The 20792-nt window shown below is 53.0% G+C and carries 20 protein-coding genes and 5 tRNA genes; 13 read left to right on the top strand and 12 right to left on the bottom strand.

Annotated features, from left to right (window positions below):
- Window positions 1-48: 48 nt before the first annotated feature.
- Window positions 49-124: transfer RNA gene (locus tag GJ746_RS16295), tRNA-Asn, on the bottom strand.
- Between the two features lie 329 nt (window positions 125-453).
- Between GJ746_RS16295 and nac the strand changes: the two genes are divergently transcribed.
- From nac to ldtA, 3 genes are all read left to right on the top strand, one after another.
- Window positions 454-1371: a nitrogen assimilation transcriptional regulator NAC gene (gene nac / locus GJ746_RS16290; protein ID WP_154681125.1), complete on the top strand. Its 918-nt coding sequence runs from the start codon at window positions 454-456 to the stop codon at window positions 1369-1371.
- A gap of 106 nt (window positions 1372-1477) precedes the next feature.
- On the top strand, window positions 1478-2428 hold the full coding sequence (gene cbl, locus GJ746_RS16285; RefSeq protein ID WP_154681124.1) for an HTH-type transcriptional regulator Cbl: 951 nt from the start codon (window positions 1478-1480) through the stop codon (window positions 2426-2428).
- Between the two features lie 78 nt (window positions 2429-2506).
- Window positions 2507-3454 (top strand): L,D-transpeptidase, encoded by a 948-nt coding sequence (gene ldtA / locus GJ746_RS16280; protein ID WP_154681123.1) that lies wholly within the window; start codon window positions 2507-2509, stop codon window positions 3452-3454.
- A gap of 203 nt (window positions 3455-3657) precedes the next feature.
- Here the strand turns inward: ldtA and GJ746_RS16275 are convergent, their stop codons facing one another.
- The 3 genes from GJ746_RS16275 to GJ746_RS16265 are packed head-to-tail and all read right to left on the bottom strand — an operon-like array spanning window position 3658 to window position 5667.
- A complete protein-coding gene (locus GJ746_RS16275) occupies window positions 3658-4425 on the bottom strand; it encodes a molybdopterin-dependent oxidoreductase (RefSeq protein ID WP_154681122.1) in 768 nt (255 codons plus the stop codon).
- Complete coding sequence (locus tag GJ746_RS16270) at window positions 4415-5023, bottom strand: cytochrome b/b6 domain-containing protein (RefSeq protein WP_154681121.1); 609 nt, start codon at window positions 5021-5023, stop codon at window positions 4415-4417. Before GJ746_RS16270 ends, GJ746_RS16275 begins: the two co-directional genes overlap by 11 nt.
- A 14-nt stretch (window positions 5024-5037) precedes the next feature.
- Complete coding sequence (locus GJ746_RS16265) at window positions 5038-5667, bottom strand: DUF5666 domain-containing protein (RefSeq protein ID WP_154681120.1); 630 nt, start codon at window positions 5665-5667, stop codon at window positions 5038-5040.
- Between the two features lie 139 nt (window positions 5668-5806).
- Between GJ746_RS16265 and GJ746_RS16260 the strand changes: the two genes are divergently transcribed.
- Entirely contained in the window at window positions 5807-6478 is a 672-nt protein-coding gene (locus tag GJ746_RS16260; RefSeq protein ID WP_154681119.1) for a heavy metal response regulator transcription factor, read from the top strand.
- Window positions 6475-7893, top strand: coding sequence for a heavy metal sensor histidine kinase (locus GJ746_RS16255; protein ID WP_154681118.1), 1419 nt, complete (start codon window positions 6475-6477; stop codon window positions 7891-7893). The genes GJ746_RS16260 and GJ746_RS16255 overlap by 4 nt, the downstream gene beginning before the upstream one ends.
- Window positions 7894-7935: 42 nt before the next feature.
- Here the strand turns inward: GJ746_RS16255 and GJ746_RS16250 are convergent.
- Window positions 7936-8011, bottom strand: a tRNA-Asn gene (locus GJ746_RS16250).
- Window positions 8012-8016: 5 nt separating this feature from the next.
- Here GJ746_RS16250 and GJ746_RS25645 point away from each other — a divergent pair.
- From GJ746_RS25645 to GJ746_RS16240, 3 genes are all read left to right on the top strand, one after another.
- On the top strand, window positions 8017-8109 hold the full coding sequence (locus GJ746_RS25645) for a DUF5951 family protein (RefSeq protein WP_413773409.1): 93 nt from the start codon (window positions 8017-8019) through the stop codon (window positions 8107-8109).
- Between the two features lie 95 nt (window positions 8110-8204).
- Window positions 8205-9662, top strand: a complete 1458-nt coding sequence (locus GJ746_RS16245) for an EmmdR/YeeO family multidrug/toxin efflux MATE transporter (RefSeq protein ID WP_154681117.1) — start codon at window positions 8205-8207, stop codon at window positions 9660-9662.
- Between the two features lie 123 nt (window positions 9663-9785).
- Window positions 9786-9861, top strand: a tRNA-Asn gene (locus tag GJ746_RS16240).
- 100 nt (window positions 9862-9961) lie between these two features.
- Here the strand turns inward: GJ746_RS16240 and GJ746_RS16235 are convergent.
- Both GJ746_RS16235 and GJ746_RS16230 read right to left on the bottom strand, forming a co-directional pair.
- Entirely contained in the window at window positions 9962-11416 is a 1455-nt protein-coding gene (locus GJ746_RS16235; protein ID WP_154681116.1) for an AMP nucleosidase, read from the bottom strand.
- A 131-nt stretch (window positions 11417-11547) separates the two neighbouring features.
- Complete coding sequence (locus tag GJ746_RS16230) at window positions 11548-11805, bottom strand: histidine kinase (protein ID WP_154681115.1); 258 nt, start codon at window positions 11803-11805, stop codon at window positions 11548-11550.
- Between the two features lie 174 nt (window positions 11806-11979).
- Here GJ746_RS16230 and GJ746_RS16225 point away from each other — a divergent pair, with 174 nt between their 5' ends.
- The gene (locus GJ746_RS16225) at window positions 11980-13509 is read left to right on the top strand and encodes an alpha/beta hydrolase (RefSeq protein WP_195908743.1); all 1530 of its coding nucleotides are present in this window, start codon (window positions 11980-11982) and stop codon (window positions 13507-13509) included.
- On the opposite strand, the gene GJ746_RS16220 is transcribed toward GJ746_RS16225, so the two are convergent.
- Window positions 13501-14433 (bottom strand): nucleoside recognition domain-containing protein, encoded by a 933-nt coding sequence (locus GJ746_RS16220; RefSeq protein WP_154681113.1) that lies wholly within the window; start codon window positions 14431-14433, stop codon window positions 13501-13503. The two genes, GJ746_RS16225 and GJ746_RS16220, sit on opposite strands and share 9 nt — an antisense overlap.
- Before the next feature lie 567 nt (window positions 14434-15000).
- Window positions 15001-15408, bottom strand: a complete 408-nt coding sequence (locus GJ746_RS16215) for a cupin domain-containing protein (protein ID WP_154681112.1) — start codon at window positions 15406-15408, stop codon at window positions 15001-15003.
- Between the two features lie 127 nt (window positions 15409-15535).
- On the opposite strand from GJ746_RS16215, the gene GJ746_RS16210 reads away from it, so the two are divergent.
- A complete protein-coding gene (locus tag GJ746_RS16210; protein WP_154681111.1) occupies window positions 15536-16438 on the top strand; it encodes a LysR family transcriptional regulator in 903 nt (300 codons plus the stop codon).
- 172 nt (window positions 16439-16610) lie between these two features.
- On the opposite strand, the gene GJ746_RS16205 is transcribed toward GJ746_RS16210, so the two are convergent.
- Together GJ746_RS16205 and mtfA are read right to left on the bottom strand one after the other, a co-directional pair.
- Window positions 16611-16686 (bottom strand) — tRNA-Asn (locus tag GJ746_RS16205).
- Window positions 16687-16786: 100 nt separating this feature from the next.
- Window positions 16787-17587 (bottom strand): DgsA anti-repressor MtfA, encoded by an 801-nt coding sequence (gene mtfA / locus GJ746_RS16200; protein WP_195908742.1) that lies wholly within the window; start codon window positions 17585-17587, stop codon window positions 16787-16789.
- Window positions 17588-17677: 90 nt separating this feature from the next.
- Here mtfA and GJ746_RS16195 point away from each other — a divergent pair.
- Window positions 17678-17767 (top strand) — tRNA-Ser (locus GJ746_RS16195).
- 218 nt (window positions 17768-17985) lie between these two features.
- Here GJ746_RS16195 and ompC read toward each other — a convergent pair.
- Window positions 17986-19116: a porin OmpC gene (gene ompC / locus GJ746_RS16190; protein WP_154681110.1), complete on the bottom strand. Its 1131-nt coding sequence runs from the start codon at window positions 19114-19116 to the stop codon at window positions 17986-17988.
- 625 nt (window positions 19117-19741) lie between these two features.
- On the opposite strand from ompC, the gene drpB reads away from it, so the two are divergent.
- Together drpB and GJ746_RS16180 are read left to right on the top strand one after the other, a co-directional pair.
- Window positions 19742-20023: a cell division protein DrpB gene (drpB, locus tag GJ746_RS16185; RefSeq protein ID WP_154682751.1), complete on the top strand. Its 282-nt coding sequence runs from the start codon at window positions 19742-19744 to the stop codon at window positions 20021-20023.
- A 42-nt stretch (window positions 20024-20065) separates the two neighbouring features.
- Window positions 20066-20761 (top strand): phosphohydrolase, encoded by a 696-nt coding sequence (locus GJ746_RS16180; protein WP_154681109.1) that lies wholly within the window; start codon window positions 20066-20068, stop codon window positions 20759-20761.
- The last annotated feature ends 31 nt before the right edge of the window (window positions 20762-20792 follow it).

The raw sequence follows: 20792 nt of genomic DNA, 5'->3' as shown, positions 1-20792 counted from the left end.
CAGAAAAGCAAAAAGCCCGCTTAGTTTCCTAAGCAGGCTTCTTAAATTTGGCTCCTCTGACTGGACTCGAACCAGTGACATACGGATTAACAGTCCGCCGTTCTACCGACTGAACTACAGAGGAATCGTGTACGGGGCGCATATTAACGATGAGCCCCCACCTTGTCAAAGCTTCAATCAAGTCGATCCGATCGTTTGCTGACAATTTCAGCAGTGTGCCTGTTTTTCCTGCGCCGCGTGCCGTGGTGCACCGTTATAGTGCAGCTATACCCCTAATAGGGCATACCGCAATCCGCTGACCGGGCAATAAAATTGCGGTTTGCTATCACTATCCCTTATTACGCGGCTTATCGCGGTGTTTACTTCTCTGCAAAAAAAGCTGGCAAGTAAATTGCAAATCCTCCTGTATCTAAACGGCCAGTGTTGGTACTGGTGTTCCTTACAGGAGGCAAAATGAACTTAAGACGACTGAAGTATTTTGTGAAAATCGTCGATATCGGCAGTCTGACTCAGGCAGCTGAAGTCTTGCACATCGCACAACCGGCGTTAAGCCAGCAGGTTGCGACCCTGGAAGGCGAGCTGGACCAGCAGCTGTTGATCCGCACTAAACGCGGCGTTACGCCGACTGAAGCAGGGAAGATTCTCTATACCCACGCCCGGACTATTCTGCGCCAGTGCGAGCAGGCGCAGCTGGCGGTGAATAATGTTGGTCAGACGCTGAGCGGCCAGGTGTCAATCGGTCTTGCACCGGGTACGGCGGCTTCGGCAATTACCATGCCGCTGCTGCAAACGGTGCGTAACGAACTGCCGGAAGTCATGGTTTATTTACAGGAAAGCAGCGGAACGATCCTCAACGATAAGCTTATCGACGGCCAGCTGGATATGGCCGTTCTCTATGAACGTGCTCCGGTCGCCGGCATCGTCAGCCAGCCGCTGCTGAAAGAAGATCTCTACCTGGTTGGAACCCGGGATTGCCCGGGACAGAGCGTTGATTTGACGGCGGTGGCGGAGATGAATCTGTTCCTGCCGCGCGATTATAGCGCCGTTCGCGCAAGGGTTACCGAAGCCTTCACCCTGCGTCGCCTGTCGGCAAAGATTATCGGGGAAATTGAATCGATTACCACCTTGACGGCGGCCATAGCCAGCGGCATGGGCGTCACCGTGCTGCCGGAATCTGCCGCCCGCTCTCTGTGCGGCGCGGCGAATGGCTGGATGGCGCGTATCACTACTCCGTCAATGAGCCTTTCGCTGTCGCTCAATATGTCGGCTCGCGGTAGCCTGTCGCCGCAGGCGCAGGCGGTGAAGGAGATTTTGATGTCGCTGGTGAGCCGACCGTCGCTGGAAAACCGTGAATTACTGTTAGTGAGTTAAGGTATATTCCTGAATGGAATAAGTTGCTGGTTTTTATTATTTGTTAGCAAGGACAACAGACTTTAACAATAGTGCATATGTCATGTCTGATAGCCCGGAGGAAAGGGTGAACTTCCAGCAACTGAAAATTATTCGTGAAGCGGCCCGTCAGGATTACAACCTGACGGAAGTCGCCAATATGCTCTATACATCGCAATCGGGCGTCAGCCGTCATATTCGTGAACTGGAAGAAGAGCTGGGGATTGAGATTTTTATCCGTCGAGGCAAGCGTCTGCTCGGAATGACCGAACCGGGCAAAGCATTATTATCGATCGCCGAGCGTATTCTTAATGAAGCCAGCAACGTTCGCCGCCTGGCCGACCTGTTCACCAACGATGCATCCGGCGTATTAACCATCGCCACGACTCATACCCAGGCGCGCTATAGCCTGCCGCCGGTAATTAAAGCCTTCCGCGAACTCTTCTCCGACGTGCGTCTTGAGCTGGTCCAGGGGACGCCGCAGGAAATTGAAGCGCTGTTGCATAACGGCGGCGCGGATATCGGTATCGCCAGCGAGCGGCTGAGCAACGATCCAACGCTGGTCGCCTTTCCATGGTTCCGCTGGCATCACAGCCTGCTGGTTCCTAAAGATCATCCGCTGACTCAGGTGACACCGCTGACTCTCGATGCTATTGCCCGCTGGCCGCTTATCACCTATCGCCAGGGGATTACCGGCCGTTCGCGTATTGATGAAGCATTCAACCGTAAGGGACTGATGCCTGATATCGTATTAAGCGCCCAGGACTCCGACGTAATCAAAACTTACGTTGAACTGGGGCTGGGAGTAGGACTGGTCGCGGAACAATCGGGAGACGAGCGGGAATCGGATACCTTTACGCGTCTGGATACCCGCCATCTGTTCGACGCCAATACCGTCTGGCTGGGCCTGAAGCGCGGGCAGCTGCAGCGAAATTATGTCTGGCGCTTTATTGAACTGTGCAACGCTGGCCTGTCGCTTGAAGAAATTAAACGTCAGGCCATGGAGCCGGAAGAGGCGGCGATCGATTATCAAATTTAGCAGAATGATAAATCAGATATAAGACAGCAAACGAAGCTATAATTCATTCACGTTTATCGCCACAGAGGAAGGGAAATTGTGCGGCGTGTGAAATTGCTTTGTTCTTTTATTATGATCCTCACCAGCCAGAGCGCTCTGGCGGTGAGCTACCCGTTGCCGCCGGAAGGAAGCCGTCTGGTCGGCAGCCCGCTGACCATCACCGTTCCGCAACACAATACCCAGCCTCTGGAGTCCTTTGCCGCCCAGTACGGTCAGGGCCTGAGCAATATGCTTGAGGCCAACCCCGGCATAGATGTATTTTTGCCAAAATCGGGATCTACGCTGGTGGTGCCGCAGCAGCTTATTTTGCCCGCCACGGTACGCCAGGGAATCGTAATCAATGTTGCCGAAATGCGTCTCTACTACTATCCGCCTGATGGCACGACGGTTGAGGTTCTGCCGATTGGGATAGGTCAGGCCGGGCGTGAAACCCCACGTAACTGGGTCACCGCCGTGGAGCGGAAGCAGGAGGCGCCGACATGGACGCCTACCGCTAATACCCGCCGCGAATATGCCAGTCGGGGCGAAAGTCTGCCCGCGTTTGTCCCGGCCGGACCGGAGAACCCGATGGGGCTGTACGCGATTTATATCGGCAGGCTCTACGCTATTCATGGCACTAACGCCAATTTTGGTATTGGCCTGCGCGTGAGCCAGGGCTGCATCCGTCTGCGTAATGACGATATCAAATACCTGTTTGATACCGTTCCGGTAGGGACGCGCGTACAAATTATCGATCAGCCGGTGAAATATACCGCCGAGCCGGACGGGAGTCGTTGGGTTGAAGTCCACGAGCCATTGTCGCGTAACCGGGCGGAGTATGAGTCGGACCGGAAGGTTCCGCTTCCACTCACGCCGGCTATTCAGACCTTTGTGAAAGGTGAGGGCGTAGATATGACTCGCGCGGAGCAGGCGCTGGAACGCCGCTCCGGAATGCCGGTGGAAATTGGCAGTTCAGCGATGCTTGCCGACGCAGGTAGCGGTTTTTAACTGTCGTCATACCGGGCGGTTTCTGCTGTCGAGATAACGCGCCCGCTGCTGATGGAAAGCATGGAGTATTAATACAGGGCTTGATGGGGAGTTTGCCGCCTGGCGCCGGCAAACGGGCTTGCTGGAAGACGTCATTTTCGCAGCCCCCGTAGGGTGATTCCCCACAATGTCGGCGGCATTGACACCGATCCTGTTCAGGGCGTCTAAATACCGCTAAACCAGTTATAGCCCTGATCTTCCCAGTAACCGCCGGGGTTGGTATCGCTGACGAAAATAGCGGCGATATGCTTGGCGTTTTTGAACCCCAGCTTGGTCGGCACCCGTAACCTTAGCGGATAGCCAAATTCCACAGGCAGCGACTTACCGGCAAAATCCAGTGCCAGAATGGTTTGCGGATGCAGCGCGGTGGCCATATCAATGCTGGTGTAGTAACGATCCGCGCACTTAAAGCCGACATAACGCGCGTTGAGATCGGCGCCGACATGCTGCAGGAATAGCTTTAGCGGTACGCCACCCCATTGACCAATCGCGCTCCAGCCTTCAATGCAGATTAGCCGGGTAATTTGGCTTTGTTGTGGCAGATGCTGTAACTGTTCCAGCGTCCACGGGGCTTTTTTCTCTACCTTGCCGGAGACTTCCAGACGATAGTCGAACAGATCGACTTCCGGCGCGTTGTATTGCGGATAAAAAGCATTGAACGGAAAGGGGTCGGTAATTTGATCCCGACAATAAGTCTGGGCCAGGCGTTGGCCGCTGAACAGCCAGGACTGTACCCGATCGTTCCAGCGCGACATAGCCCACAGCACTTTGTCTATCTCATCGCCATCTTGCATATTGCATCCGGTCAGCATCGCCACGCCTCCGAGGGTCAGACCGGATCGCAGGAGTAATCGTCGCTGCAGATTTACCAGCTGTTTTTTCTGCTCCGGCTCCAGCGCGGGCGCGCGGCGGGATGGAGTTTTATCCTTCATGTTTGCCTCCTGACAGCATGGCCCACAGGGTGGAAGGGACGATAATCACCATCAGCACATGGACAACGACAAACAGCCCGATGCCAGCCATAGCGAAAAAGTGAACATAGCGCGCGATAGCAAAACCGCCGAACAGAGCCACCAGCCATGAGAGCTGTACCGGTTTCCAGATAGCCAGCCCGGAAAACACCAGCAGCAGGCCGAGGGCCATAACGCCGAGGTACATCAGCTTTTGAATGGCGTTGTAGTGGCCAGGTCGGTGGTTTAGCCGCAGCGTGAGGGTTAGCCAGATATCCCGCCGGAGCGCGGCCAGATGCAGCGGCAGCAGATCGCGGCGGAGATGACCGCTTAATAAACTCCACAGCAGATAACACAGAGCGTTAACCACCAGCAGCCACATTACCGCCAGGTGCCAGCCAATCGCGCCGCCCAGCCAGCCGCCCAGGGTAACGGAGGGCGGAAAGCGGAAGTCGAACAGCGGCGCAGCGTTGTAGATTTCCCAGCCGCTCATGAACATGCAGATCATGGCGACCAGATTCACCCAATGGGTGAGCCTGACCGGCCAGCGATGCACCGGCCGCGACGCGTTGGTTTTCATGCCCTTCTCCTGAGTTACATCGGCGGTACGGTACCGTCTTTGCCGGCAGAAATGCGGGTAGCGACGCGTTCGCCTTTATCGTCAGTAGCGGAGAACAGCACGACATGGGTTCCGGGCTTCAGCAGACTGCGATCGCCGGGATCGATGGTTACCACCGGCGTATTGTCAGGCACGATGACGTTCTTTTGCCGATCGCCATAATTAACGGTTAACGTGCGGCCGTTGGTGTTTACCAGCTTGCCGATGGTGCCGTTGGTCATCGTATTGATTTTACCGTCGGCGGATTCCCACGGGGAATGCCCTTCACCCGTGCCCCGCAGGCTGGCGGCAAAGACGTGGACTTCAAGCGCTTTCAGGCTACCGTCGGCCTGGGGCACGGCTGCGGTGCCGATAAAGCTGTCCGGCTTGATATCCTCAGCCGAGCCTTTCGCGACGCTAAAAATCTGGGTTTTGTCGTTGAGTTTTACGACGACCTTTTCTCCTTTACGATCGCTAACCTGCAGGCTGGTATCTGAGACCTGGTCAACGGTACCGCGCAGCGGCGCGATAGCTTTGCCTGGCGTCTGTGCGGCGGTGGCTATGCCGCTGCATAGCATCAGGGTGGATAACAGTAAACCGGCGATACTACGATGGTGTGTCTGCATAACATTCTCCTGTAATCATTTGCCTGTTAAGCATGGTCCGGCGATCGGGACAGCACCATGTCAGTTTGATGACATTAATGTCATCAAGCCGCGGCGCAGAAACTGTTAATCTGTTTGCAGACGTAATGAGGTGGTAAGAATGCGCATATTAGTTGTAGAAGATGATATCGGGACCGGTAATTACCTGAAGAAGGGGTTAACTGAGGCCGGATACGGCGTTGATCTGGCGCGTGATGGTACCGACGGTTTATTTCGGGCGCTGGAGTATGGTTACGATGCGATTGTCCTTGACGTCATGCTGCCTGGGCTTGACGGCTGGCAGATTATTGATGTTTTACGCAAGAAAAGCGATGTACCAATACTGTTTCTTACCGCCCGCGACGAGGTACAGGACCGTATTCATGGCCTGGAACTGGGGGCTGATGATTACCTGGTCAAACCTTTCTCATTTACCGAGCTGGTACTGCGTTTGCGCACTCTTCTGCGCCGCGGAACCGTACGGGAGTCCGATCGTTATGAAATTGCCGACCTGCATATTGATGTGCTGCGGCGCAGAGCTACCCGTCAGGACACCGTGATTGCGCTGACCAATAAAGAATTTATGCTGCTGCATCTGTTGGTCAGGCGGGAAGGAGAGGTACTCTCGCGCACCATGATCGCCTCGCAGGTCTGGGATATGAATTTCGACAGCGACACCAACGTGGTCGACGTGGCTATCAAACGCCTGCGCGCCAAAATCGACCGGCCGTTCGAGATCAAGCTTATTCATACCGTGCGTGGGATCGGTTACGTCTGTGAGGTTCGTTCATGAACGTGCTGGCCCGGCGCTGGCAGGCGACATCGTTGACGCTACGAAGCGCTATCCTGTTTGCGCTGGTCGCGGCGCTGGTGGTGAGCGCCGCTGGTGGATATTTATATAACGCTATGCGCCATGAGATGATTCACCGTAGCGATCTGCAGGTGACCGGACGAATAGAGTATTACCGCAACGTGCTGAGCAAACGCTTCCCGCTGGAACGGCTGGTGGCGAATACCGGGATGTTCGAAAATATGCTGGGCAACGAGCAGGACGTTTTAATTTTTCGCATCCCGGGCCAGACTCCATTAATTAACGTTAATCCCGGCAGGGTGCAGTTACCGCCGGTGACGCCGACGCCGGTGGACCGCCCGCAGCGCCTGGATGAGGTACAGGGTGGGGTGACCGCGCAGGGAGTGCCGTTACGGGTGGCATCCGGTCTGGTGACGCTGGAAGATGGCAGGGAGCTGCAAATTTCCGTCGCGCATGTCATGGTAAATGAACAGAAAATGCTGGCGCGCTATTTATGGCGCGTCATCGCGGCAGTGGTGACGGCTTTTCTGGCGATTGCGCTGCTGGGCTACTGGGTGATGCGCCGCGTGCTGAGGCCGCTAAGACGCATGGCCGCAGAGGCGGCGGTCATTACGCCCAGTACCCTGGCGACCCGCCTGAGCGAGCAGGATGCGCCGCGAGAGCTGCAACAGCTTATTATTTCGTTCAATGCCATGCTCGACAGACTTAACGAAGGCTATCAGCGCCTGACGCGGTTTTCCGCCGATCTGGCGCACGAGATCCGCACGCCGGTGGGAGCGCTGATGGGCCAGTGTCAGGTGGCCTTGTATCAGTCTCGCAGCGTGGAAGAGTATGAAACTCTGCTCTCTAACAATATGGAGGAGCTGGAGCGCATTTCACGTATGGTGGAAAATATTCTGTTTCTGGCGCGAGCCAGCCATGCGCAGTCGGTGCTGAACTACCGGATCCTGGATATTGCGCAGGAGCTACAGCGAGTTGCGGATTATTTCGAGGGGCTGGCGGAGGAGCGGGATGTTCAGCTGATTTGCGAAGGTGAAGGGCTGCTGTGGGCCGATGCGATGCTGTTCCAGCGGGCATTAAGCAATCTGGTCGCCAACGCGGTACGGTATGCCGATGAATCGAGCCAAATCATATTAAGAGCCGCGGCAGAAGACACCCGCCAGGTCATCCAGGTGATTAATCAGGGCCCGCCGATTGCGCAGGCACATCTGGAAAAACTGTTTGAGCGTTTCTATCGTGCAGACGCGGCGCGCAGTAGCCACGCCAGCGGGCTGGGGCTGTCAATTGTGCGCGCTATTATGACTCTGCACGGCGGTGAGGCCCGCGCTCAGTGCTTGCCGCAGCCGCCTGCAGCTCAAATTGTTTTCAGCCTGATTTTCCCGAACCGCTCTGCGTAATGGAAAACAAAAAGCCCGCTAAAAAGCGGGCTTTTTTAAATCTGGCTCCTCTGACTGGACTCGAACCAGTGACATACGGATTAACAGTCCGCCGTTCTACCGACTGAACTACAGAGGAATCGTGTGGAGTCGTATCTTAACGGCGAAAAAAATTTTGTCAAACATCAATTCGTTGTCAGTCGCTTAACTGGCGTATCCATCAACAATTTGTCGTAATTACCGACAATTCATCGGGAAAAATGCTTTGCAGGATTAGCTTTTCTCTATCATCATTTGAAATGTAGTTTCAACTTTTCTCACTAAGGTCTCCCTTGAACGTCACCTCCGCATTACGCCAGTCCGTTGAGCGCACGTCCTGGTTTAAAAAGCGTAAAAGCTATCGCGTCCTCTACTGGCGTGAAATCAGCCCTCTTGCGGTCCCGATTTTGCTGGAAAACGCCTGCGTTTTGCTAATGGGCGTGCTGAGTACTTTTTTGGTCAGCTGGCTCGGAAAGGAGGCGATGGCGGGCGTTGGTCTGGCCGATAGCTTCAACATGGTGATTATGTCTTTTTTTGCCGCTATCGATCTCGGGACCACCGTGGTAGTGGCATTTAGCCTGGGGAAACGGGACCGGCGGCGGGCGAGGGCGGCAGCGCGCCAGTCGCTGGCGATAATGACTCTGTTTTCGATAATTCTCGCGGCGGTCATTCATGCCTTTGGTACTGAAATCATTAACTTTGTCGCCGGAGATGCAACAGCTGAGGTAAAAGGCCTGGCGCTGACCTATCTTGAGCTGACGGTGTTGAGCTATCCGGCGGCGGCAATCGCCCTGATTGGCAGCGGCGCGCTGCGCGGTGCCGGGACGACCAAAATTCCGCTGTTGATTAACGGCGGGATGAATATCCTGAATATCATTATCAGCAGCATCCTGATTTACGGCATTTTCTCGTGGCCCGGTATGGGGTTCGTCGGCGCGGGTCTTGGATTAACCATTGCCCGCTATATCGGCGCGGTGGCAACCATCTGGGTATTAATGATCGGTTTTAACCCGGCGCTGCGCATTTCGCTGAAGAGCTATTTTAAACCGTTTAACTTCGCCATTATCTGGGAAGTGATGGGCATCGGGATTCCCGCCAGCATTGAGTCGGTGTTGTTCAACGGCGGTAAGCTGCTGACGCAGATGTTTGTTGCCGGGATGGGAACCAACGTTATTGCCGGCAACTTTATTGCCTTCTCGGTTGCTGCGTTGATTAACCTGCCGGGGAACGCCCTTGGTTCCGCATCGACGATTATTACCGGTCGGCGTCTTGGAAAGGGGCAGATTGGCCAGGCGCAACGCCAGGCGTGGCACGTTTTCTGGCTGTCGACGGTCGTGTTGACGGTGATTGCCTGGGGAACTGCGCCGTTTGCTGGCCTGATCGCTTCGTTCTATACCAGCGAAGAGGACGTCAAGGTAGTGGTGAAAGAACTGCTGTGGCTCAACGCCTTCTTTATGCCTATCTGGGCGATGTCCTGGACGCTGCCGTGCGCTTTTAAAGGGGCTCGTGATGTACGTTATACCATGTGGGTATCAATGCTTGGCATGTGGGGCTGTCGCGTGGTGGCGGGCTATACGCTGGGGATTGTGCTGGGGATGGGGGTTATCGGCGTCTGGTTGGGGATGGTACTTGACTGGGCGGTGCGCGGCGTTCTGTTTTATTGTCGAATGGTTAGCGGGCGCTGGCTGTGGAAGTATCCGCGGCAAAAAACGCAAGTTGAAGAGAGCAGAGGACAGGCTGAAGATGCCTGAAACGAAGAGTGAAGCGATACTTTTTGCCCAAAGTGGAGAATTATTCGGCAAACGATTTGAAATGTGCAAACAGCCTTTGACAAGGCGGGACACCATCGATAATATGCGCCCCGTTCACACGATTCCTCTGTAGTTCAGTCGGTAGAACGGCGGACTGTTAATCCGTATGTCACTGGTTCGAGTCCAGTCAGAGGAGCCATATTTAAGAAGCCCGCTTAAGGAAACTTAAGCGGGTTTTTTGTTTGTGCCATTGACGGGCGTTTTCCCTGCGCGGCATGGCCGGGCAGGGGGAGGCGAGGTTAGCGGAACGGCGGTTCGTTGAAGGTTCTCAGCTTGCGCGAATGCATGTGGTCGCCTTCGGCGCGCAGCAGGTCAATTGCCCGGATACCAATCTGTAAATGTTCGGAGATGGCTCCTTCATAGAATCGGTTAGCCTGTCCCGGGAGTTTAATTTCGCCGTGCAGCGGTTTATCGGAAACGCACAACAGGGTGCCGTAAGGGACGCGGAAGCGATAACCCTGGGCGGCAATGGTCGCGCTTTCCATATCGATAGCGACCGCGCGGCTAAGGTTAAAGCGCAGCGCCGAGGCTGAGTAACGCAGCTCCCAGTTACGATCGTCGGTAGTGACTACCGTTCCGGTGCGCAGCCGCTGTTTCACCTCTTCACCGGGCATACCGCTGACCTGCTTGGTCGCGTCGTAGAGCGCGCGCTGAACTTCGGCGATGCTCGGAATCGGGATATCCGGCGGCAGCACCGCATCCAGCACATGATCGTCACGCAGATAAGCGTGGGCCAGCACGTAGTCGCCGATGCTCTGGCTTTCGCGCAGGCCACCGCAGTGGCCTATCATCAGCCAGACGTCCGGGCGCAGTACCGCCAGGTGGTCGCAGATGTTTTTGGCATTCGCCGGACCCACGCCAATGTTTATCAACGTTATCCCCTGGCCATCTTTGGTAATCAGGTGCCAGGCCGGCATCTGGTGCTTTTTCCACGCCAGATCGGAAATCGCCTCTTCCGGAGCTTCCGTGTCCGCCGTTATCCAGATCCCGCCCGCGCAGGAGAGAGCAATATAGGGGCTATCGGGATCGAGAATCTGGCTGCAGCCCCAGCGTACGAACTCATCGACGTAGCGGGTATAGTTGGTAAACAGCATATACGGCTGGAAATGGTCAACCGGCGTGCCGGTATAGTGCCGCAGACGCGCCAGAGAGAAATCTACGCGGCGGGCGTCAAAGTGCGAGAGCGGATAGTATTCCGTCGAATGAAACAGACCATCGGCGGTCTCATCGCCAATTTGCGACAGCTCGGTGGTCGGGAAAAATCGGGTCAGGCCAGCGCTCATTGAACGGTCGAGCGTCAGCTCGGAGCCATCAATAACGTACGGATAGGGAATCTCATGCTGTGAAAGGCCGACGGTGATGCAGGCATCATAATCCTGATACAGCATGGTGAGCTGTTCCAGCAGATAGGCGCGAAACAGTTTAGGGTTGGTGATGGTAGTGGTGTAGCAACCGGTATGGGTGAAACGACCCCAGGCCCGGGTTTTTAAGGCTTTGTGTTCCGAACCGTCCCAGGATACCGAGAGCTCCGGGTAGACGAACAGTCCTTCCGCGCGGGCGCGATTATCGGGGAGAGTGTTATGGTTAATATATTCGCCGATGGCTTTACGCAGCGCGTTAACCGATTTTTCATACAGCGCTTCGAGCTGCGTTAGCGCCTGTTCCGGGGTCAGACTGGCGGCTTTCTGGTTCATGACTTACTCCTTTTTCTGCTCTGCTGACGTCTTGCTTAGTATGTCACAGACTGAAATATGCGTCGGAGAATTTAAGTCGCCTGGCAAAGAAAATGCTGAGATTAGAACCAGTTGATAGCGCGGTGTGTCGATTAATACGTGGTTATGTCAGCAAAGGAGGCCCAGCGTTCAGGGCTGAAGTGCGTCGCGTTGAGCACTTTGACGGTGACGGTTTTGTCGTCGTTGATGCAGTAGAGAGCATCCGCCTGCGGCGTCAGCTTGTCGCCTTCCTGTAAACGTCGGGGGCAGGGAGCGAGCTCGGCGATAATCATTAACTGACCGCTTTGCAGAACCACGCAGGTATGTCCAGACGTCGGGTTCTCGCGTAGTTTCTTGATCCACCATTCCATTCGATTCCCCCCTGACCGGTTAAACTTTGGCGATAATTAATCTTTACGCCTCTTCTGACAATCAGAATAGCCGCTTGGTTTAGTCTATGTTTAAAAAGGGAATCGTCGAATCTTATCCGGTAGATATCATCACCCGTTGGCGTACAGAGAGATAATTCGGACAGAAATATGGCAATGAAGCACATTACCCGGTTGCTGAATAAATCGGGCTCAACAATGTTCTCTGTGGCGAAAAAAACCGTCATTGGTTTGCTGGTAGTGGTGATCGTCTTTTTTATTGGGCGAATTTACGAATCGCAGCGCGGTCCGGCACTGCATCGTTGGCATACCTGGACGGCGAATGAAATGACCGCCAGCGAAATTGACCATGCCACTTTTGCCGAATACCAGACGCGGGAAGAGGCGATTTTCCGCGATATGAAAAGCAAAATTACCGATACGCTCGGCGATGAGGACAAAACGGCCATCAACCGCTTCTACGCGCAAAGCCTGGTTTACCCGGATAAGTTTCAACCCGACTGGAACCGCTCTTTTATTCTGTTGCCGCAGGGGAAACCGCGCGGTGCGGCGGTGCTGCTTCACGGCCTGACGGACTCTCCCTACAGCGTGCACTATCTGGCGCAGCGCTATCAACAGCAGGGATTTGTCGCCATCGCGCCGAGGCTACCCGGACACGGCACCGCGCCCGGCGCGCTGACCGCGGTCGAGCGCGATGAGTGGATTGCCACCACCCGTCTCGCGGTACGCGAAGCGACGCGGCTGGCGGGAGCCAACGTGCCGCTGCACGTAGTGGGCTACTCCAACGGTGGGGCGCTGGCGCTGAAATACGCGCTCGATAGCCTTGAGGATACATCGCTGCGTCGACCGCAACAGATAATCCTGCTGTCGCCGATGATTGGCGTCACCGCATTTGCCCGCTTCGCCGGTCTGGCCGGTTTACCCTCAATATTTCCGGCCTTCGCGCGAGTGGGATGGCTGAACATCGTCCCGGAATTTAACCCCTACAAATACAATTCGTTCCCGGTTAAGGCGGCAAGGCAGTCATGGCTGCTGTCGCAGGCGCTGCAGCAGCAAATCGTGCAGGAGGCGCAGAATCAGCGTCTTTCTGAACTGCCGCCGGTATTAACATTTCAATCGGTCATGGATTCAACGGTGAGCACCCGGGCGGTAGTGGATTCGCTCTATCGCTATTTACCGAATAACGGTAGCGAACTGGTCATTTTCGATATTAACCAGGCGGCGAATCTACGCGCGCTGTTTCGACCGTCGCTCTATTCGGCGGTTAATACGCTGTTGCCGCCAGCGCCGCGGAGGTATGGCACGACGGTGATTACCAATGCCGCTCCCGATACTTACCAGACGGTGGCACGCACAACGCTTGCCGGTACCAGAAATGAAACCGTGACGCCGCTGCATATCGCCTGGCCGCAGGATATGTATTCGCTATCGCACGTGGCGGTACCGTTTCCGCTAACCGACTCGCTTTACGGCCGCGAGCCGGAACAAAAAAATCGTTATGGGATTAGCATTGGGACAATCTCTTTGCGCGGAGAAACCTCAACGCTAAGCGTCGGGCTGGATACGCTGATGCGCGTTACCTCCAACCCGTTTTTCCCGTGGATGATGGTGAGAATTAATCATCACATTGCCTGTAGCGAGCAGGCCGATGTTGCGGCCTGTCTTCGCCCGGAGGCGTCAGAATAGCGCGACGTGCATAATCGTGCGGATGGCGATCCCGGCAAGAGCACCGCTGGCGGCGAAGCGGAACAGGCGAACGAAGCGCGAGCTGACGCCTAAAAAGATACCGATGCCGGGAAGGTCAAACGTCTGCACTAACAGGCCAGCCGAGGCGTTAATCTGGCTGACGGTTACTTTACCCTGCTGGATGAGTTCAGAGACCACGCCGAAGTAGGCCGTACCGCCAGCTACGCATTTGACCAGCGCTGGCAAAACGAAGTTGACCGGGATATTCAGCCACAGCAGTAGCGGCTGCAGCAGGCGCTGAAGCATCTCAATGAGGCCTGCCTCCTGCAAAAATCCGACGATAGCCAGCGACAGGATCAGCATTGGCACCGCGCCGAGCGCCAGACGAATGGCGTCAGAACCGGCGCTGTTGATAACGGCGATAATACCCTGACTGTTTTGCTCGGCGTTAGGTAGCGCTTCGGCCCGGGCGTTTTCAACCATCGATAGCCTGCGGCCGGTGATATGCCAGGTTACCGCAGCGGCGCAGAGTCCGCCGACGATGGAAATAACGATGGAGGCCAGCCAGTGCAGGCCGAAAGGGGTTAACGGATAGAAAACGTTGCCTTGTCCCATGGCGAAAAGCATTGCCAGCGTAGCGGCCATCTGCCGGTCAGAGGCACCGCGTTTATCCATAATCGCGAGGGTGGCCAGCGGAGCGGCGAAGCTGACAAAATTCATCTGAATCAGGGCAAAAGCGCTCATCCCGGTTAAGCCAAACGGCTTAAGCAGCGGGGCGAGCCAGCGAACAATAACGTCCAGCACTCCACGTACTTCGAGATATTTCATCACGATGAGCATAACAACCATAATTGGCAACAGCGTATAAAGCGCCACATTGACGGAGGTTTTTCCCGCCGACATAATAATGCTGATGAAGTCCATCTATTTCTCAATCACTGCGGACAGAAGGAATAATGTTCGCCATCATAATCCCTGCAGGACCGAAATGAAATCATCATGGGCGCGGGCGCTGTCCTGGTAGGGCGTCTCAACTGTACTTGCAAATAGCAAAGACAAGTATGGAAAGTGCGCAGGCTTGTATTTACCATCCCTATTATCGGCGCAGGTTACAGAGCGTTACTCATATTAAGCGTGAAATCTGATAGTATTGTTTCGCTCCTTGAAAAGATTAATGATCGAAAGACTATCTACTTAATGCCACCCCGGCTGAGTTATTCTGGTTTTTTAATTCCGGGTGCAAGCCTTTTCATGCGTAACTGCGTAAAAAATAAACGCATATATCTCTTGCTGATAAAATGATTCAGCCTGATGTCAGATCACAATAAATATAATCGGTTGAGAATGATAATGTGGGGGAGAGTGAGCCCGTGGCTTATTGTGAGTGTTAAGTGCAAAAAGTCTGACGCATGAAAGTTCATTAGACGTCAGGGCAAGCTTTTTCGGGGAGCAGGCAGAGTTCGTTATTGCTGAACCCTGCGGTTTCGATGGTTAAGGTAGCTGACAATACGTTTCGTCACTAACCGGTTCCAGCCATTCATTGGATGCCCCCTCGGCGGGGACCGCGATGGCAATATGCGCAAACCAGCTATCGGCGGCCGCGCCGTGCCAGTGTTTGACGCCCGCCGGAATATTCACGACATCGCCTGCGCTAAGCTGGCGCGCTTGCTGGTTCCACTGCTGATACCAGCCGCGTCCACCGGTCACCAGCAGGATCTGCCCACCTTTATGATGAATGTGCCAGTGGTTACGGCAGCCGGGCTCGAAGACCACATTACCGATATTAACCCCTTCCGTAGAGAGCATATTCAGGTAGCTGGTACCTTGAAAATACTGCGCATAGGCCTCGTTTTTCTGCCCCATGGGAAAGATACCGTTACCGTCAAATTGTTCGTTCATGGTGTCTCCATATTTCTTTTTCAGACTTAAACACAGTTCATGACAACCTGCCGAACAAAGTGTAGAGAAGGGGGGATTAAATGATAAGATATTCAAATACGAATACACTGGTGCATTAAATTCACCAATTATGATTAAAGAAAAACTCAACGATTTGCAGGCTTTTGCCGTCGTGGCCGAGGCGCGAAGCTTTACCCGAGCGGCGGCGATTCTCGGTGTGTCACGTTCAGCGCTAAGCCACACAGTGCTGGGGCTGGAAGAGCGTCTCGGAGTGAGATTGTTAATCCGTACCACGCGTAGCGTTTCGCCAACCGATGCCGGAAGCCGCCTGCTGGCAGTGCTTGCACCGCGGTTGAATGACATAGAAACTGAACTGATCTCGCTGCGTGCCTCACGGGATAAGCCAGCTGGCACGGTACGTATTACCGCCAATGACCATGCGATCGTCACCGTGCTCTGGCCTCGTCTGCGACCTTTGCTAAATCAGTATCCGGATATCAATATCGAATTCAGCGTTGGATATGAACTGACCGATATTGCCGCCCAGCGTTTTGATGCCGGCGTGCGGATGGGCGATCAGGTGGATAAGGACATGATTGCAGTGCGCATTACGCCTGACGTGCAGATGGCGGTGGTTGCCGCGCCTGACTATCTCTCTGGCAGAACAGGGATAACGTACCCTGAAGATCTGCTGGCGCACAGCTGTATTAATCTGCGTTTGCCTACCCACGGGGCGCTTTATGCCTGGGAGTTTGAGCAGGATAATCAAAAAACCAGCGTCCGTGTCGCAGGACAAACCGTTTTTAACAATACTTTTCTGATGATTCAGGCCGCGTTGGACGGGGTTGGGATCGCCTATGTCCCCTATGATCTGGTTGAGAAATATATCGCTTCAGGAGAACTGGTATCGCTGCTTGCCGACTGGTGCCCGAATTTTCCCGGATACTATCTCTATTATCCTGGCCGACAGCATCTGCCGGCGGCGTTTTCGCTGGTGGTTGATGCGCTACGCTGGCACCGGAGGGACTGATATGGGATGGGTAGCGGCTGTCTGGTTTGGCGCTTAAATTTAGTGGTCATAAAAACAGGCGTGCGGGAAGGGGCGAGAGCTCAGATAGTAGTGGATGTCGAGATTCTTGCCTGTAAGAAGATTCTTTTGCCAGAAAAGCAAAAAGCCTGCTTGAAAGCAGGCTTCTTAAATTTGGCTCCTCTGACTGGACTCGAACCAGTGACATACGGATTAACAGTCCGCCGTTCTACCGACTGAACTACAGAGGAATCGTGTGAACGAGGCGAATACTACTGGTCTCGTATTTTTGTGTCAACACTAAATTTAACTTGCTGATTAAAATGGCTAAATTTAGTGCAGGTCGTTGTTTTAGTGTACTGCTGAGCTTTCACTATCATCCTGCGGACTATCCTTACGTAATCTCTTAAGCGGGTCCTGGCGATAAAAAAGGCAAAAACGTTGCCACAGGGCGGGAAAGCGTGGAGCAAATAGCTCTGGTGCGCTGAAGAAATACTCCGAGAGCACAGCAAAACATTCAGCAGGATCGGTGGCTGCGTAAGCGTCAATACTGGCGGCACTTTCACCGACCAGATCAATCTCGTCCTGAATATTGTTCATTGCGGCATGAAGATCGTGTTCCCAGCCAGCTACCTCGCGCAGGGGGATAAACGGCACGCCGCTCGCGCGGTCGCCGTTGCGGGTATCCAGCTTATGCGCCACTTCATGCACAATCAGATTGAAACCAGATGCGTCGAAGGAGTCCTGAATATCCAGCCAGTTGAGAACAATGGGTCCTTGCTGCCAGCTTTGCCCTGATTGCACGATTCGCTGGTTATGCACCAGACCGATATCGTCTTCCCATTCGTCGTCGACCACGAACGGGGCAGGATAAATAAGTACCTCGTGAAAACCATCTAACCACTCAAAACCAAGTTCGAGAACCGGCAGGCAAAACAGGAGGGCGATGCGGGCGCTATGAAGCGGAGTGAGCTCAAACCCCTGCAATGCAACCAGACGCTTCTGCTGCAAAAAGCGGGAGGCCATTTGCACCAGCTGGCGCTGCTCATGCTCCGACAGATTAGCCAGTACGGGGATGGCAAGAGCCTCTTCCCATGGGGTTTCCGCGTTGCCGGACTCTTCATCTACTTTCCAGGGCCATTTAAACATCATTTTGCTCGCAAAGTCGTCACTTGAACCGAATTAAAGAGACAGGAACTATTAAAATGCCAAAGATCCTGGCATTATAGCAACCTCAACAGCGGAGAGATGCCGGAGCGGCTGAACGGACCGGTCTCGAAAACCGGAGTAGGGGCAACTCTACCGGGGGTTCAAATCCCCCTCTCTCCGCCACTATTCAAGCACTTACGTAATTTCCTTTCCACGACTCCCGTCACAAATGGTACTGAGCCTTTAGCGGGCAATATAATCATTTTCTAGTTAGCTTAGTTAGCAATAACTGTAACCTGCGAAAGGTTTCATTACGTATGAAGATTTCCTGTGATAAGTGACTCCACTAGCTAAAAAACAGAAAGCCCGCACGAGGCGGGCTGATGATCACCTAAAAGCTCTTAGAACTGATAGGTCATACCAATGCCGACAATATCATCGGTAGAGATACCATTGTTTTTGTAAAAATCGTACTTAGTTTCATCCAACATGTTGATTTTGTAATCAACATAAGCAGAGAAGTTTTTGTTGAAGTAGTAGTATGCCCCAATGTCGAAGTAGTTAACCAGATCCTGGTCATTATCTACGCCGCCGTTATTCAGATCGTAACCTTTGGAATAAACATAACCCAGAGATGGACGCAGACCAAAGTCAAACTGATATTGTAAGGTCACTTCCACGTTTTGCGTTTTGTTTGCGATGCCTGAATTGCCGTATGGCGTCATATTACGCGTCTGTGCGTACATAACTGCAGCGTATACGTTGTTAGCGTCATACTTCATGCCCAGGGTCCAGACATCAGCATTTTTACCCTCTGCATTCATATATGCCTGCTGAGAGTTGGTACGGTCAGAATCAGCGTAAGCACCCGCAATATTCAGGCCGGTCAAGCTACCGTCAAAAGCGTAAGAAGTAGAAATACCGAAACCGTCACCATTCTGGAAACGAACATCCTTATGGCCGTTTTTGGTGCCTTCCTGACCTTCATTACGGTTGGCGCCTTCATTGTTCCCCTGATACTGCAGAGCAAAGTTCCAGCCTTCAACCAACCCGAAGAAGTCGGTGTTGCGATAGGTTGCAACACCGTTGGTTCGACCGGTCATAAAATTGTCGGTCCAGGTATAAGAGTCGCCGCCAAATACCGGCAGCATATCGGTCCAGCCTTCAACGTCGTACACGACACCATAGTTACGACCATAGTCGAATGAACCATATTCATTGTATTTCAGACCAGCAAACGCCAGACGATTGAAGGATTTGTCACCAGCGTTTTCGGTATTGTTGGCGTAGGTTTTGTACTCCCATTGACCGTAACCAATCAGATCATCGGTGATCTGAGTTTCTCCTTTGAAGCCGATCTGGACGTAAGTTTCATCACCGTCATCATCCGGATTTTCGGAGAATGTGTGGCGAGCATCAACTTTGCCGTAAAAATCCAGTTTGTTGCCGTTCTTATTATAGATTTCAGCTGCATTAGCGGCGCCTGCAGCTAATAAAGCTGGAACCAGAATTGCCAGTACTTTTCTTTTCATTATATATTCCCTTTTAATTATAAATAATATGAATTATGTCTTCCCCTCCGGGATGACTATTTGATACTAGCGATCAAGTTCATTTTTCTTTAAATTAAATATGTAAGTAAATTATATCTAATATTGCAAAATGTTTCTGTTATATTCTTTATATTTAAATTTTATTGTTTTGTCATAAGTCATGTGTGTTAATTATGGTTAATAATAACAGTTAGTTATGGTTTTTTATTTACTATTGATGTTACAAATAAGCTTCATGGAATTTATGTGCTTTTTGATTATATTTTTATTTTTAATGAGTTTATTAATTGTCGTGCTCAGCAAAATTAAAGTGTATTGGCAGATGCAGGTAAATATAAACCACATCCCCCTCAGGGACAGGGAGGGCGAGTGTAAAAAGTGAGGGAGTTTATTTTTATTCGTTAATTTATATTATTCAAAAAAAGTAACTAATTTATTAAGTATATGCGACAGAGGTCGTTGCAATGAACAAAACTCGCGCACTCGAACGATTCGAGTAGCGAGATATGCTGGCTTGCAAGAATTTTCACTATATAATGTGATGAATGTCACGATTTTTGACTGGCGAGTGATGTTGCTTGTTAAGTATATGGAGAGCAAACGAATGGAAGAGAAAGCGAAAAGAAGTCCCGGCGGCAAACTGGCTCTGTGGGCATTTTATGCTTTTTGTGGCTATTTCCTTTGGGCGATGGCGCGTTACTGGTGGGTCGTTGGGCAGATTCAGAGCATACCCGGCGCAACGATGGATGGTGAGCTTGGTTCAACGGCCGGGAAGTGGATCGGCGCACTGTTGGGATTTCTGGTTTTAGGCATCGTCGGCGTTATTCTCGGCGCCATCGCCTGGTATACCCGTCCCAACCCGCAGATGTATGAACATCACGATTAAAGTTGCTATGCTCGTTGCCGATCTTATCTCAAAGGAACGCGCATGGATCTTTTACACTGGCAGCAGCGATTTGAAGCCTGGTTTCGCAAACATCACTCGCAAGGCGATGCTGCTCACGATATTTCGCATTTTCGCCGGGTATGGGCCACCGCGCAGCTGCTGGCCGAAGACACTGATGCAGATCGCCTGGTAATCCTGACTGCCTGCTATTTTCATGACATTGTCAGCCTGGCGAAAAACCATCCTGAGCGTAGCCGCTCTTCCGTGATGGCAGCTGAAAAAACGCGGGTAATCCTTCAATCATCTTTTCCTGATTTCCCGGCGGAGCGCTGTGCGGCGGTTCTGCACGCTATTGAAGCGCACAGTTTTAGCGCGGACATTGCACCGCAAAGTGAAGAAGCTAAGATAGTCCAGGATGCCGATCGGCTTGAAGCTTTAGGCGCAATCGGCCTGGCGCGCGTATTCGCGGTATCCGGCGCGCTAAACAATATCTTATTTGACGCCAACGATCCCTTTGCCGAACGCCGTGAATTAGATGACAAAAAGTACGCGCTGGATCATTTCCAGTGCAAACTGCTGCGTTTGCCGGAAACAATGCAAACAGTAAAGGGCAGGGCGATGGCGCGACATAATGCGCGCTTTCTGGTGCAGTTTATGGCCAAGCTCAGCGCCGAGCTTCGTGGAGACCCTATGGCTCTTGATGATGCGGTTTTGCAGCGCTTTAATCCACAGGCTTAAAACTGCCTGTGCTATTTATGGTAACCTCTGC

It is taken from the genome of Klebsiella oxytoca (assembly GCF_009707385.1).
Lineage (GTDB): Bacteria > Pseudomonadota > Gammaproteobacteria > Enterobacterales > Enterobacteriaceae > Klebsiella > Klebsiella oxytoca_C.
The sequence above is the reverse complement of the archived record's forward strand: the minus strand, read 5'-3'. Positions and strand labels throughout refer to the sequence as shown.